The organism is Streptomyces sp. NPDC007917 (assembly GCF_042959105.1).
Lineage (GTDB): Bacteria > Actinomycetota > Actinomycetes > Streptomycetales > Streptomycetaceae > Streptomyces.
Genome location: NZ_JBIBKK010000038.1, coordinates 18,689 through 32,393, shown reverse-complemented (window position 1 = coordinate 32,393; position 13,705 = coordinate 18,689). Strand labels below are relative to the sequence as shown.

General features: G+C 75.8%; 9 protein-coding genes. 8 read left to right on the top strand and 1 reads right to left on the bottom strand.

Going from position 1 to position 13,705, the window contains the following annotated elements; all coding sequences use genetic code 11:
* Positions 1–16 precede the first annotated feature (16 nt).
* The 3 genes from ACFZDL_RS43030 (at position 17) to ACFZDL_RS43020 (ending at position 2,736) form a co-directional block, all read left to right on the top strand.
* Entirely contained in the window at positions 17–835 is an 819-nt protein-coding gene (locus tag ACFZDL_RS43030; protein ID WP_353596037.1) for an SDR family NAD(P)-dependent oxidoreductase, read from the top strand.
* A 4-nt stretch (positions 836–839) separates the two neighbouring features.
* Positions 840–1,826, top strand: a complete 987-nt coding sequence (locus ACFZDL_RS43025) for a DMT family transporter (RefSeq protein ID WP_353596036.1) — start codon at positions 840–842, stop codon at positions 1,824–1,826.
* Between the two features lie 115 nt (positions 1,827–1,941).
* Complete coding sequence (locus ACFZDL_RS43020) at positions 1,942–2,736, top strand: polysaccharide deacetylase family protein (RefSeq protein WP_353596035.1); 795 nt, start codon at positions 1,942–1,944, stop codon at positions 2,734–2,736.
* A 121-nt stretch (positions 2,737–2,857) separates the two neighbouring features.
* Here the strand turns inward: ACFZDL_RS43020 and ACFZDL_RS43015 are convergent, their stop codons facing one another.
* Positions 2,858–3,718, bottom strand: a complete 861-nt coding sequence (locus tag ACFZDL_RS43015; protein WP_353596034.1) for an SMI1/KNR4 family protein — start codon at positions 3,716–3,718, stop codon at positions 2,858–2,860.
* A 52-nt stretch (positions 3,719–3,770) separates the two neighbouring features.
* Between ACFZDL_RS43015 and ACFZDL_RS43010 the strand changes: the two genes are divergently transcribed.
* The 5 genes from ACFZDL_RS43010 to ACFZDL_RS42990 all read left to right on the top strand — a co-directional run bounded on the left by ACFZDL_RS43010 (position 3,771) and on the right by ACFZDL_RS42990 (position 13,649).
* Entirely contained in the window at positions 3,771–5,990 is a 2,220-nt protein-coding gene (locus tag ACFZDL_RS43010; RefSeq protein WP_353596084.1) for a serine/threonine-protein kinase, read from the top strand.
* Positions 5,991–6,119: 129 nt separating this feature from the next.
* On the top strand, positions 6,120–8,564 hold the full coding sequence (locus ACFZDL_RS43005; RefSeq protein ID WP_353596033.1) for a PQQ-binding-like beta-propeller repeat protein: 2,445 nt from the start codon (positions 6,120–6,122) through the stop codon (positions 8,562–8,564).
* A 4-nt stretch (positions 8,565–8,568) separates the two neighbouring features.
* Entirely contained in the window at positions 8,569–10,914 is a 2,346-nt protein-coding gene (locus ACFZDL_RS43000; RefSeq protein WP_353596032.1) for a serine/threonine-protein kinase, read from the top strand.
* A gap of 192 nt (positions 10,915–11,106) precedes the next feature.
* Positions 11,107–12,567: a DHA2 family efflux MFS transporter permease subunit gene (locus ACFZDL_RS42995; protein WP_353596031.1), complete on the top strand. Its 1,461-nt coding sequence runs from the start codon at positions 11,107–11,109 to the stop codon at positions 12,565–12,567.
* A gap of 122 nt (positions 12,568–12,689) precedes the next feature.
* Positions 12,690–13,649: a TIGR03564 family F420-dependent LLM class oxidoreductase gene (locus ACFZDL_RS42990; RefSeq protein WP_353596030.1), complete on the top strand. Its 960-nt coding sequence runs from the start codon at positions 12,690–12,692 to the stop codon at positions 13,647–13,649.
* The last annotated feature ends 56 nt before the right edge of the window (positions 13,650–13,705 follow it).

Genomic DNA, 13,705 nt, shown 5'->3' with positions numbered 1-13,705 from the left:
GTCACAGGGAGTCGCCATGACCAGCCCCCTCCCGGACACAGGAACCCACCGTGGCCCGGCCCGGGACGCGCAGGGCCCCGCTGCCGCGTGGCGCGGCGTCGCGCTGGTGACCGGCGCGTCCTCGGGCATCGGCGCCGCCGTCGCGGACCGGTTGGCAGCCGAAGGCGGCTGGCGGCTGCTGGTCAGCGGCCGCCACCGGGAGCGGCTGGACCGCGTGGCGGCCCGGACCTCGGCCACCGCCCTCCCCGCCGACCTCGCCACGGAGGAGGGGAGCGGCCGTCTGGTCCGCGAGGCCTTCCACGTGGCCGGGCGGATCGACCTGCTCGTCGCCGGGGCGGGGGTCGGCTGGGCCGGACCGTTCGGCTCGATGCCGCCCCCGGCCATCGACCGGGTGATCTCCGTCGACCTGCTCGCCGCCGTACGCCTGGCGCGCCTGGTGCTGCCGCGCATGCTGGCCGAGCGGCGTGGCCACATCGTGTTCATCGGATCGGTCGCCGGCAGCGTGGGGGTCAGGGGCGAGGCGGTCTACTCCGCCGCCAAAGCGGCGCTCGGCACCTTCGCCGACGCCCTGCGGTACGAGCTCCAAGGGTCCGGCGTCCGGGTCACCCATGTCGTCCCGGGGGTGGTGGACACCCCGTTCTTCGCCCGCCGCGGCACCCCCTACACCCGCCGCCGGCCCCGACCGCTGCCCCCGGCCACGGTCGCCGCCGCGCTCTGCGACGCCGTCGCGCGAGGCCGCGACGAGGTCTACGTACCCGGCTGGCTGCGCCTGCCCGCGCTGGTCCGCAGCGCGGCCCCGGCGCTCTACCGCCGACTGGCTTCCCGTTTCGGGTGACGCGGTGCACGACGCGCTGACGGTCCTGCTGGCGTTGTTGTCCGCCCTGGGCAACGGCGCGGCGTCGGTGCTGCAGCGACGCGCCGCGATGGAGCAGGAACAGGAACAGGAACAGGAGCGGCAGCGGGAGCAGGCGGGGCGGGGGATCGGGCGGCGGGCCGGACAGACCCTGCTCCGGCTGGCCCGCCTGCTGCGACGCCCGTTCTGGCTGGCCGGCGGGGCGGCGATGGTGGTGTCGGCGGTGGCCCAGGTGGGCGCGCTCGCGGTCGGGCGGCTCTCCGTCGTCCAGCCGCTGCTGGTGACCGAACTGCTGTTCACCCTGGTGGTCGGCAGCCTGGTCTTCCGCCACCGCCCGGACGGCCGGACGTGGCTGGCGTTTGTGACGCTCGCCGCCGGGCTGGCGCTCTTCCTCGTGGCCGCAGACCCCTCGCACGGCCAGAGCACCGCGAAGAACGGCCGCTGGCTCCCGGTGGGGCTGTTGGCGGCGCTCGCCGTGGGCGTCCTGACCGCGGTGGCCCGCGCGCTGCGCGGCCCGGCCCGCGCCGCCGTCCTGGGCTGCGCCGCCGCGGCGGGTTTCGCCTGCACGGCGGCGCTGATCAAGGAGTTCACCGGCCGCTTCTCCGGCGGTGTGGCCGCCGTGTTCACCAGCTGGCCGCTCTACGCGGTGTGCGGTGTCGGGCTGCTGAGCTTCCTGTTGCTGCAGAGCACCCTGCGGGCCGGCACCCTCGCGGCGTCCCAGCCCGCGCTGACCCTCGGCGACGCGCTGCTGAGCATCGTGCTGGGCTGGGTGCTGTTCGGCGAGCGAGTGGCCCTGGGGCCGCGCATCGTGCCCGAGGCGATCGGCGTCGTCCTGATGGCGGCCGGGATCGTCGGCCTGACCCACTCGCCCGCCGTCGCCGACGGCTGGGACACGGCCACCAGCACACCCACCGACCGCCCCGCCCGCCCACCCGGCGCGACGCGGCGGACCGAAAGCGGCGGCGCGTCGTGACGGGGGCGGCGGTCCGGCGCGGCCGAAGGGGGCGGTCACAGGGGGACGGTGGTCCCTCGTGCCCGGAAGCGCCGCTCCCGCGTCGCCGGAAGCGGCAGCCCCACGCGGGGCGCTCATGAGCCGCGCGGCGGCTGGACACGACGGCCGCCACGGCACCACGAGCACCACGCGCACCTCGCACCACCGGCCCGAGACCGCGGCCGTGGCCGCGGCCACGGTGGCCCTGGTGGCAGCCGCGCATGTGGTCCCCGCAGCCGCCTGGCTGCCGGGTGTGCGGAGCGCCCTGTTCCCGGCCCTGGCCGGGCGCGGCCGGCCCGATCACATCGCCCTCACGTTCGACGACGGACCCGACCCGGGGTCCACCCCGTACTTCCTCGACGCCCTCGACGAGCTCGCCGTACGCGCCACGTTCTTCGTCCTCGGCGACAGCGTCCTGCGCCACCCGCGGACCGCGCGTGACATCTCCCGCCGTGGCCATGAGCTCGCCGTCCACGGCTGGACGCACAGCCGCCCATGGCTGCCCGCGGTCGGCCGCGACCTGCGCGAGGTCGCGGCCGCCGCCCGCGTCGTACGGCAGACCACGGGCACGGTGCCGCGCTGGTACCGGCCGCCGTACGGGGTCCTGACCGGCGGGCGGGCGCTGGCCGCCGTACGGGCCGGGCTCAGGCCCGTGCTCTGGACGGCGTGGGGCCGGGACTGGACCGCTCGGGCCACACCGGCCTCGGTGCTCGCCACCGTACGCCGCGATCTGCGCGGCGGCGGCACGGTGCTGCTGCACGACTCCGACCGGGCGGCCGAGCCCGGCTGCTGGCGGGCGACGCTCGGCGCGCTGCCCGCCCTCGTCCGCGCATGCCGGGACGAGGGCTGGACGGTGGGCACGCTCGCCGACCACGGCATCGGCGGCGGCTGAACGGCGCCCCGGCCACCGGCGACGCCACCTCCTCCTCCCGCTCAGTCTCGGGGCGCTCCTACGCGCGGGCTTCCTTCGTCACTGCTCACGCAGCGCCCCGAGGCACGCTTGTCGACGAGGCTCATGCCAGGGGCTGCCACGTGGCCGTGCCGTGCACGGTCGACAGCCTGAGCACCTCACAGCCCATCAGCCTCGCCGCGCCCAGTACGGCCAGCCGCGCCCGGTCGCTGTCCTCGGGAGGGAAGGCCACCCGGATCTGATGGCAGTACGCCGTCTCGTACGTCACCTCCCAGCCACCGTCGACGGTGGCGAAATGATCCTGCCGCTTCCCGTCGTACTCGGACACGAAGCCGCCCCGGTCGGCGGTGGGCGCCAGCGCCTCGCGCAGGATCCGCAGCCGCTCCGGGTAGGGCCGCCCGCCTTCCGCCAGCTCGACGTACACATGGGCCAGCTCGCGCGCCGCGTCGAACCACGGGACCAGGTCGGCGTGCTGGTTGGGCATGGCCTCCGAGACGATCCGCCCCGTGATCCACCCCTCGAGGAAGTCCGCGGCCCCGGGCCCGTACTCCTCGTAGTCGTCGTCGCGCGACCACACCACGACCGGCCACTCGTCCGGCGGCCCCGCGGTGCGCCAGCACAGATGGTGTCCGCTGCCCGTCACCGCCCACGCGATCAGCCCGCCCGGCTCGGGAAACAGCGGATGGGGGAAGTTCTCGGGGAACATCTCCCGCATGCCGCCGTAGTCGTCGAGCAGATCCGCCTCGAGCCGGACCGGGTTGTCCTCGCCGAACGGCGTGCGCAGGCAGATGTGGTCGCAGAACTCGCCCCGCCCGTACGTCTCGACCAGCGCCTTGAAGTCCGTGGGCAGCCGCACCCCCAGCGCGGCCTCGGCCGCCTCCCAGTCGCCGTGGCCGTCCACGGCCTCGGGCGGGGGCGGTACGCGGCGGACGAGCTCGGACAGCGGGGTGCGCGGAAAGATCACGGGCACAGCGTAGACGCCGGTCCGGGGCCGTCTACGATCGCGCTTCGTGGCCATGACCGAGAACCCGACACTCGCCCAGCTCGCCGATGACGACCCGGTGCGGCTCGGGCCGTACCGGCTGCTCGGGGTCGTCGGCGCGGGCGGCATGGGGAAGGTCTACCTGGGGGTGGACGCGGAGGGCAGGGTCGCCGCCGTGAAGGCGCTGCGGGCCGCGGACGGCGTGGACCCCGGGATGCTGGACCGCTTCCGGCGGGAGGCCGAGGTGGCGCGGTCGGTGCGCGGGCCCGGGGTGGCGGCTGTCCTGGGGCACGGGACGTGGGGCGAACGGCCCTGGCTCGCCTCGGAATTCCTCCCGGGGCTGACACTGACCCGCGCCGTGGAGCGGTTCGGGCCGTTCGCGGAGGCGGACGTACGGGCGCTGGGGGCGGCGCTGGCCGGAACGCTGGCGGAGATCCACGCGGCCGGACTGGTGCACCGGGACCTGAAGCCGTCGAACGTGGTGCTCACCCGTGGCGGCCCGTACATCATCGACTTCGGCATCGCCAGGCCCGAGCACGGAATGACCCTCACCGGCGCCGGTTCGGCCCCCGCCACCCCCGGCTTCTCCGCCCCCGAGCAGGCTCTGGGCCGGCGCACCGGGCCACCAGGCGACGTCTTCGCGCTGGGCGCCGTGCTCGCGTTCGCCGCCGGCGGGCGCCTTCCCTTCGGCGACGGTCACCCGGCGGCCGTCCAGTTCCGCACCGTCCATGAGGAGCCGGACCTGGAGGGCGTACCGCGGGCCCTGCTGGGGGTGGTGACCGACTGCCTGGCAAAGGAGCCCGCGCAGCGCCCCGAGCCGCGCGAGGTCGCGCGGCGGTTGCGCACAGAGCGCAGCGCCGAACGCGGCACGGAGCGCGGCACGGCACACGACGCTGAACGGGGCACGGAGCGCGGCACGGAACACGGCGCTGAACGGAGCGGGGAACCGGGCACGGCGCGCCGTACGGGATGGCGCGCCGCGCACCGGCCGCGCCTGGCCCCGCCCCTGTGCCGGCGCCGCCCCGCCTGGCGCTCCGGGCCACTCGCCGCCGAACTCGCCCGCCGCGCGGCGGACGTCGACCGTACGGTCCGCTCCGCCGCCCCCGAGGCGGCCCCGTCCCGGCGCCGGGTGACGGCCGCGGCTGCCTCCGCGGCCGCCGTCACCGTCTGCGCCGCGGGCGGCGCCGCGGGGTGGTGGCTGCTGCGCGGCGACGGCCGCGGCCCCGGGGTCCCCGCCGCCACCCCGCTGGCGCGGTACACCACCGGCACCGCGCCCTCCCCGCTGTGGACCCGCGACGGCCTCGCCACCGACGGCGCCGGCCCGCTCGTGGCAGGCGAAGTCGTGGTCGCCGGAACGCCCAAGGGCCTGACCGCCTGGGCCGCGGACACCGGGCGGCGGGCGTGGACGTGGACCGACCGGGGCGCTCCGACGGCCGCCGCGGGCCTGCTGGCGGCGGGCGGTGTCGTCCTCGCCGTCACCGCCGGCGGGCGGTTGACCGCGGTGGACGCCCGCGACGGGCGGGAGCGCTGGTCCCGGGCGGTCGGCGCGACGCGGCTCCTGGCCGCCGACGCCGAGGCGGCGTACGTACTGGACGGCGAACGGCGGCTGAGCGCACTGCCGCTGACGGGCGCTCGGGCCCGCTGGGCGACACCGGCGGCGACCGGCACGGCGAAGGGCGCCGCAGCGGCGGCGGGCGCCGGGCGGCTCGTCGTCGCCGGATCCGACGGGACGGTGACGGCGTACCGCACGGACCACGACGGCTCGGTCGCCTGGCGTCAGGACACCGCCGCCGAGGTGGTCCTCACGCCCGCCGTCGCGGGCGACACCGTGTACCTGGGCGGCGCCTCGCTCAGGGCGCTCGCCCTCGCGGACGGCACACGGCGCTGGGCCACCCCCGCCCCCGGCGGCGGCGTCTGGGGCTCGCCCACCCCGGCTCACGGCTCACTCCACCTGGTGTGGCAGGACCAGTTGATCGCGGTCGACGCCCGCAGCGGCGGGCAGACCTGGTCCCTCCGCCCCGGTACGCACGCCCTCCCCACGACCGCGCCCGTGGTCCAGGGCCAGTCCCTCTACCACCCGCTCGGCGCGGACCGGTTCGGCCCGGACGACGGAGTCGTGACCGTCGACCTGCGGAAGGCCGCGGCGGCGTGGGCGCTCGGCGGCGGAGGCGACCGGCCCTGGCGCCTGACCGGCGCGGCCAACCGGGTCTTCCTCACCCACGCCGGCACCCTGCACGCCATGCCGGTCCTGTGACCCGTGGACGCCGATGCGCTGCCCGGAGACGTTCGGGCCGTGTGAAACCTCCATGCTTCGACACCCTTAGGCTGCGGTACGTACAGATAGCGGGGGCGCGGCACACCGTGCCGGGAGGGCTGCCGACACATGCACACCTTGCACAACGCGGATCCGCGTCGCCTCGGGCCGTTCCGGATGCTGGCCCGGTTGGGGGAGACGGAGAGCGGCGTGCGGCTGCTGGGGCGGCGCGTCGGCGCGGGGCCGACCGTGGAGGTCGTGCTGGTGCGCGCCGTGCTCGCCGACGACCAGCGGATGCGGGCCCGGCTGCGCCGCGATGTGACGGCGTCACGGGCCGCCGCCGGGCGCTGGGTGCGCTCCGTCGAGGACGCCGAACTCGACGCGGAGGCCCCGTGGGTGGCCTACGCCTACGTCCCCGCCGTGTCGCTCGCCGAGGCCGTCCGTGCCGCGCCCCGGGGGCTCGCGGAGGACGACGTACGCGCGCTGGGCGCCGCGCTCGCCGAGGCGCTGGAGCGGGTCCACGCGGCCGGAATGGTGCACGGCGGCATCTCGGCCGACGCGGTCCTGGTCGCCGGGGACGGCCCCCGGCTGACCGGGTTTCACCACGCCCGCCTGCCGCGGCAGCGAGCCGACGGGGGGAGAGCGGACGGCGGAAGGCGGGACGGCGGGGGAGAGGAGGGCGGGGAGGAGGACGCGTACGACAGCGACACCGGCCGGTTCGCCGGGCCGGCCCCCTTCCTGTCGCCCGAACAGGCCAGGGGCCGGGCCCCCGTCCCGGCCTCCGACGTGTTCTCCCTGGGCGCGGTCCTCGCCTACGCCGCTTCCGGGCGCCCTCCGTTCGGCGACGACGCGCCGCCGCAGGTGCTGTACCGGATCGCCGCACAACCGCCGGACCTCGGCCATCTGTCCGACCCACTGGCCGGGATCCTGACGAGTTGTCTGGCCAAGGACCCCGCGGGCCGCCCGGAAGCCGCCGCGCTGCGCGCGGCCTTCGGCGGTCCCGGCCCGGCCGCACCACCGCCGCCACCGAGGCTGCCGAGCGCCGTGGTCGCCCGGCTGGCCCGCGAGGCCGCGCGGGCGCTGGTGCTGGAGGAGCCCGCGGCCGCCCCCGGGCCTGCCGACGCGGCCCCGCCCGGCGTCCGCGACGAACCGGCCGCCGAGGTGGGGGTGTTCCCGGACGACGATGTGTTCACGGCGCCCACGCGCGGCGAGGGCCGCAACCGCTCGCATCCGGCCGCCGACCAGCCGCCCTCCCGCACCGCGGCCACCTCCCGCCGCGCCGTGCTCACCACCGCCGCCGCGGGGGCCGCCGGGCTGCTGGCCGGGGGCGCGGCGGTGGCCGGGTGGGTGGCGGGCCGCGGCGGGCTGTCCGCCCTGACCGACCCCGGCCAGGCCCGGGGCCGCGCCACGAGCCCGGCGCCCCGCCCCCCGGCCGGCACCGCCCCCGTCGCCCGGTGGCGCTTCGACCTGACCGACGTGACCTCCGTACCGCCGCTGGTGTGGCGCGGCAGGCTCGCCATCATCACCAACGCCCAGGAGGCGGTCGCGCTGGACCTGCGCACCGGCCGCCCGAGCTGGCGCCGCGACGACCTGGGCACCATCGCCACCCCCGAACCCATCAGCCGCGAACTCGCCCTCGTCGCCATCGGCGACAGACTCGTCGCCTTCAACGCCCGCGACGGCCACCAGCGCTGGGTGGAATCCAAGTACTCGGGCACCGGATTCACCTTCCAGAAGATGCTCTCCGTCGACGCGGACGGCCGCCACGCCTACTTCACCGCGACCGGAACCGCGACCGGCAAGGGCACCGGAACCGGCGCCGGAACCGGCACCGGCTCGGGCTCCGGAAGCGGTGGCGGCAAGCCCCCCACCTACGTGGTCGCGTACGACACCCGAACCCGCCGAGAGCGGTGGCGGAGCCGGCTGCCCGCCGCGTACGGCGATGACATCGGGGCGTTCCCCGCCCGCCGCTCGCTGGTGGGCCTCGGCTACCCCGGCGGCAAGGTGGAGCTCATCTCGCTGCGGCTGTCCGACGGACACCAGGAGTGGCGCAGGCGCTTCGACGGCGTCGGCACGGGGGACAAGGTGGGGATCTCGGCCGGCCGTGGCTTGCTCTACGTGGCGCGGGGGGCCACGCTGCGCGCCGTGGACATCGACTCGGGCAGACAGCGGTGGTCGCTGGACATCAACAGCTACGCGACGACGAAGTCCCCGCTGGGCCACCCGGTGGTCCGTCAGGGGCCGGGCGGGAAAGGCGATGTGCTGTATGTGTCCGACGGCACCAAGCTGGTCTACGCGGTCGACCCGGACCGCGGCACCGAGCTGTGGCGGTCCGCGCTGCCCGACGACACCGTGTGGAAGGCGACCCCCACCCTCTCGGTCACCGACTCCGGCCTTACGGTGCTGGCCGCCGTGGCGGCGGGCGTGTTCGCGCTCGACGCCCGGACGGGCAGGGTGCGGTGGCGGTTCCAGGAGAGCAGCGGAGAGCTCCTGGACGAGTACTACGTCTACCCGGCCAGAACGTCGGCCGTCGTCGCGCACGGCGCCGCCGTGTTCATGCTTCCGGTGGAGTGAAGGGATGACCGTGAACGCGACCGCGGACGAGCCCGCCCTGCCTGTGCGGCCGCTGCTCGGCCACGACCCGGAGTCGTTCGGCCGCTACCGGCTGCTGGCCCGCCTCGGGTCCGGCGGAATGGGGACCGTCTTCCTGGCCCGCTCCGACGGCGGACGGACCGTGGCCCTCAAGGCCGTCCACCGCGACCTGGCCGAGGAGAAGGAGTTCCGCGAGCGGTTCCGGCAGGAGCTCCAGGTCGCCCGCTCCCTGGGCGGAGCCGACTTCTTCCCGTCCGTCGTGGACGCCGACACCGCCGGGCCGCGGCCGTGGCTGGCCTCCGAATATCTGCTCGGCCCCTCCCTGTCACAGGCCGTGGAGGCCCACGGCCCCTGGCCGTACGCGGCGTTGCGCGCCCTCGGGGTCGCGCTCGCCCGGGGCCTGGCCACGGTGCACCACCAGGGCCTGGTGCACCGCGACCTCAAGCCCTCCAACGTGCTGATCACCGCCGACGGCCCCAAGCTGATCGACTTCGGGCTCGCCCGGGCCGTGGGCGCCGAGCGGCTGACCCGCACCGGCCGCCAGATGGGCACCCCCGCCTACATATCGCCCGAACAGGCGCGCCCCGTCGGCGGGCAGAGCGTCGGACCGCCCGCCGATGTGTTCGCGCTGGGCGGCCTGCTGGTGTACGCCGCCACCGGGAGGGCGCCGTTCGGCGAGGGCGGGGCCAACGACGTGCTGTACCGCGTGGCGTACGCGGAGCCGGACCTCGCCGGGGTGCCGGAGGAGCTGTGGCCGCTGGTCGTCGGGTGTCTGGCCAAGGACCCGGCCGACCGGCCCGCGGCCGACCGTATCGCGCGCACCCTGGCGGGCACGGGCACGGGCACGGGCGAGGACGGCGGACGCGAAGGGGAGCGGGAAGCGCAGCGGGTCGGCGAACACGCACGGCAGGGGGAAGGTGAACACGAGCGGTTCGCCGGGCTGCTCCCGGCGGGCGTCCTGCACGACATCGCGCTGCGCACCGCGACCGTCTGGGACGTGGCGGTGCGGCGGCCCGAAGAGTCCCAGGCCCCGCCGCCCGCCACCGACCCCGAGGCGCCACCTGCCCAGGACGGCCCGCGCCCGGTCCGCCGCCGGCTGGTGCTGGGCGGGCTGGGGGCGATGGCCGCCGCCGGGGTGGCCGGCGGCGTGTGGTGGGCCGCGGCCGGCCCCGGCGACGACGACACCCCGAGCGAGCCCAGGACCGGCCCCGGCGCCACCGGCCCGGACACCGCGCCGCAGCCGCTGTGGGAGTACCGCGGCCCCATCGGAGACCTGGGCACGCCGCTGTTGTACCGGGGAGTCATCGCCGTCCAGGCCGACCCGGGGGACGGCATCCTCGGTGTGGACGCCCGCCGTGGCACGCTGCGCTGGACCGCGCCCGCGGTGTCCGGGTACACGCCGATGGCCTGCGGCGGTCTGCTCGCCATGAAGGCCACCTACGCCGACGGGGACGACCGGCTGGCGATGGTCGACCCCGCCGACGGCAGGACCTGGTACTCCGACCCGCTGGGGGTGACCTTCCGCTTCACGGACCACCCGGTCAGCGCCGGGGACGCCCGCACCGCGTATGTGATCGGCCACTCGGGCGCGCACCGCGACGGCTCGCCGGACACCCGCGGCCGGTATCTGCTCGCCTACGACACGATGGCCCGGAAGGTGCGCTGGCGCCGGGACCTCGGGCGCGGCTCGGCCACCCATCTGCCGGGCATGGTGGCGGGCGGCCGACTGGTGCTCGTCGACGCCGGTTCGGTGACCGCGTACGACACGGCCGACGGCCGGCGGCGGTGGCGGGTGGAACTGCCCGGGGATGACGATGTGGTCGCGGGTGACGGCAGCGACATGGTGCCGCGGTGGACCGCGGCGGTGGCACGCGGCACGGTGCTGATGAGCGGGCCCGGACTGCGCACGATCGACCTGCGCACCGGCCGCGGGGGGTGGCGGCTCGACCCCGACGAACTGCCCTCCTCCGGCAGCTCCTACGGACCGGCGTTCGGCGCCCCGGCCGTGGCGGACGGCGTCGCCTACCTCACGGTCCTGGGCACGCATGTGTTCGCCATCGACCTGGCGTCCCATCATGTGCGGTGGAAGTGGAAGGCGGACACCGACCTCGCCTCGCCGCCCGCCCGCCCCATGGTGGCCGACGGGCTGGTCTTCCCGCCGTCCTCCGACATCCGCGCCTCCGCGGTCGCGGTGGACCGCCGCACCGGACGGACGCGGTGGACTCTGCGCGACTCGTCCGGCTCCGTGCTCGGCACCACACAGCCGCTGGTGGGACAGGGCCGGCTGTACGTCGCGCGGGGCAAGTCGATCCGGGCGCTGCCGCTGACCTGAAGCCGACGAGCGCGGCCCGCGAGCCCGGCCCTGCGGTCACCGCGCGGGGTCACGGCGCGGGGTCACGGCGCGTGGGCCGAACAACATGCCGGAGCCGGTCCCCGGTTGACTTGAACCTTGGTTCATATCGGAGTCTCGGAACGCGGGCGGGCGATCCACCCGCCCCGCCGATCACGAGGACAAGGCTCCGTCATGTCACACACACAGCAAGCTCCCGGCGACGCCCCGCCCACCTCACCCCGGCTGGCGGTCCTCGCCGCCGTGGTCACGCTCGGTTCCATCATGTCGGTGCTGGACACCACCGTGGTGAACGTCGCCATCAATCCGCTGGCCCAGCGGTTCGGCGCCCCGCTCCCCACGGTCCAGTGGGTGTCCTCCGGCTACTCCCTGGCCCTGGCCGCGGTGATCCCGGTGACCGCCTGGGCGATCCGGCGGTTCGGCACCAAGCGCGTGTACATGACGGCCATCGCGCTGTTCACCCTGGGCTCCCTGCTGGCCGGGACGGCGTGGTCGATCGAGTCGCTGGTGGCCTTCCGGATGGTGCAGGGGCTGGGCGGCGGCATGATCGTGCCGACCGGGATGACGATCATGATGCAGGCCGCCACCCCGGAGACCATGGGCCGCATCATGAGCATCATGGGCATCCCCATCCTCATCGGCCCCGTCAGCGGACCGGTCCTGGGCGGCTGGCTGGTGGACTCCTTCTCCTGGCGCTGGATGTTCACCATCAATGTGCCCATCGGCGTCACCGCCCTGGTCGTCGCCGCCCGCGCGCTGCCACGCGCCGGGGGAGCCCCCGGTCAGCGGCTGGACGTCCCCGGCCTGCTGATGCTCTCCCCGGGCCTGGCCGCACTGATCTACGGCCTGTCCACCGGCGCGGAGCGCCGGGACTTCGGCGACGCGGGTGTGGTGCTCCCGGCGGTCGTGGGGGCCGCGCTGGTCGTGGGCTTCGTCGTACGGGCCCGGGTCAGCGCGCATCCGCTGATCGATCTGCGGCTGTACCGCGACCGGGCCTTCGCGGCCGGCGCCGGGACGCTGGGCCTGTTCGTCGTCGGCTACTTCGGCAGCATGCTGCTCCTGCCCATGTACTTCCAGGTGGTACGGGGCGAGAGCGCCACGGCCTCCGGCCTGCTGGGCGCTCCGCTGGGGCTGGCGGCAGGGGTGACCATGCAGTTCTCCGGGCGGCTCGCGGACAAGGTCGCGCCGCGGTGGCTGGTGACCGGGGGTGTCACCACGGCGGCGCTCGGCATGGGGCTGCTGACCCTGCAACTGTCGGACACCGTCGTGTACTGGAGAGTGGCCCTCCCGCTCCTGGTGCTGGGCATCGGCGTCGGGATGACCATGATGCCGACCATGGCCGCCGCCACCCGCGGGCTCTCGCCGCACGACGCCCCCACGGCCTCGACGGCCCTTCAGATCACCTCGCAGGTGGCCGCCGCGACCGGTGTGGCCTTCTTCTCCGTCACGCTCTCCATCAACGGCGGCGGCACCACCACCCCCACACACGCCGGGCCATTCTCCGACACCTATCTGTGGGCCGTGGCCCTGATGCTCGCCGCCCTCCTCCCCGCCCTGCTCCTCCCGCGCCGCCGCCCGGCGGCCCCGGCGGCGGCGCACGCCCCGACCGAGGAGCGCACCCCGGAACGCACCTGACGCCGCGTCGGCGCATCCGCGGCAATCTTAACCCGGTAACTTTCGTTACCGGGTTAAGATATGCTCCCGGTCCCGCCCACGGCGGGTTCCGCCGTCCGTCGACCGTCGATTCGGAGCACGTCATGCGCATCGGTGTCGCCCTGCCCACCGACCCCACCGGCCATTCTCACGAGGCCAACTCCGTCGACACCCTGATCGGCCAGGTGAAGGAGCTGGCCGACGCCGGGCTGTCCGCGGCCTGGTTCACCCAGCGGTTCGACCACGACGCCATCACGGTGGCCGCCCTGGCGGCACGCGAGGTCCCCGGCATCGACGTCGGCACCGCGGTCGTACCCATCTACCCGCGCCATCCCATCGCGCTGTCCATGCAGGCCCAGACCGCGCAGGCGGCCTCCCACGGACGCTTCACGCTGGGCGTCGGGCTCTCCACCAAGTCGTTCGTCGAGCAGACCTATGGGCTCGCGCCGCACTCCAGGATCCGCCATCTGCGCGAACACCTGGAGGCGCTGCGCTCCTTGCTGGAGACCGGCGCGGTGGACCTGCACGGCGAGACGCTGGTCGCCAAGACCTCGCTGCCGGCCAGTGTGCCGGGCGCCCGGCCGCGGGTGCCGGTGCTGGTCGCGGCCGCCGCGGGGGAGCATGCCCTGCGCGCCGCCGGCGAACTCGCCGACGGCGCGCTGCCGATCTTCTCCGGCCCGCGCACCCTGGCCGAGTACACCGTCCCCACCCTCACCCGCCACGCCGAGGCCGCCGGCCGCCCGGCGCCCCGTGTGGCTGTGATCGTCTCCGGCGTCGTGACCGCCGACGTGGAGGGCGCCCGCGCCCGCGCCGAGCAGAACATGGCCCCGTACAAGAACCTCCCCGCCTACCGCGCCGCGCTGGACCGCGAGGGCATCGACAACCCCGTCGACCTCGTCGCGATCGGCGACGAGGAACTGCTCGCGGCCCAAGTGGCCGCGTACTTCGAGGCGGGCGCCACCGAACTCATCTACACCCAGACCGCGATCGGCTCCCTTGAGGACGAGCGCCGCACCTGGAAACTCCTCGGCGAGCTGGCGGGGCGGAGCCGACCCCGGCCGTAGCCCGGGCGCGGCGCGCGGAAAACGCTGGCGGACCCGCGGAACCCCTCGGCATCATG

Coding starts and splice junctions, on each gene's coding strand:
- ACFZDL_RS43030 (WP_353596037.1), top strand. CDS start 17: ATGACCAGCCCCCTCCCGGACACAGGAACCCACCGTGGCCCGGCCCGG.
- ACFZDL_RS43020 (WP_353596035.1), top strand. CDS start 1,942: ATGAGCCGCGCGGCGGCTGGACACGACGGCCGCCACGGCACCACGAGC.
- ACFZDL_RS43010 (WP_353596084.1), top strand. CDS start 3,771: ATGACCGAGAACCCGACACTCGCCCAGCTCGCCGATGACGACCCGGTG.
- ACFZDL_RS43005 (WP_353596033.1), top strand. CDS start 6,120: ATGCACACCTTGCACAACGCGGATCCGCGTCGCCTCGGGCCGTTCCGG.
- ACFZDL_RS43000 (WP_353596032.1), top strand. CDS start 8,569: ATGACCGTGAACGCGACCGCGGACGAGCCCGCCCTGCCTGTGCGGCCG.
- ACFZDL_RS42995 (WP_353596031.1), top strand. CDS start 11,107: ATGTCACACACACAGCAAGCTCCCGGCGACGCCCCGCCCACCTCACCC.
- ACFZDL_RS42990 (WP_353596030.1), top strand. CDS start 12,690: ATGCGCATCGGTGTCGCCCTGCCCACCGACCCCACCGGCCATTCTCAC.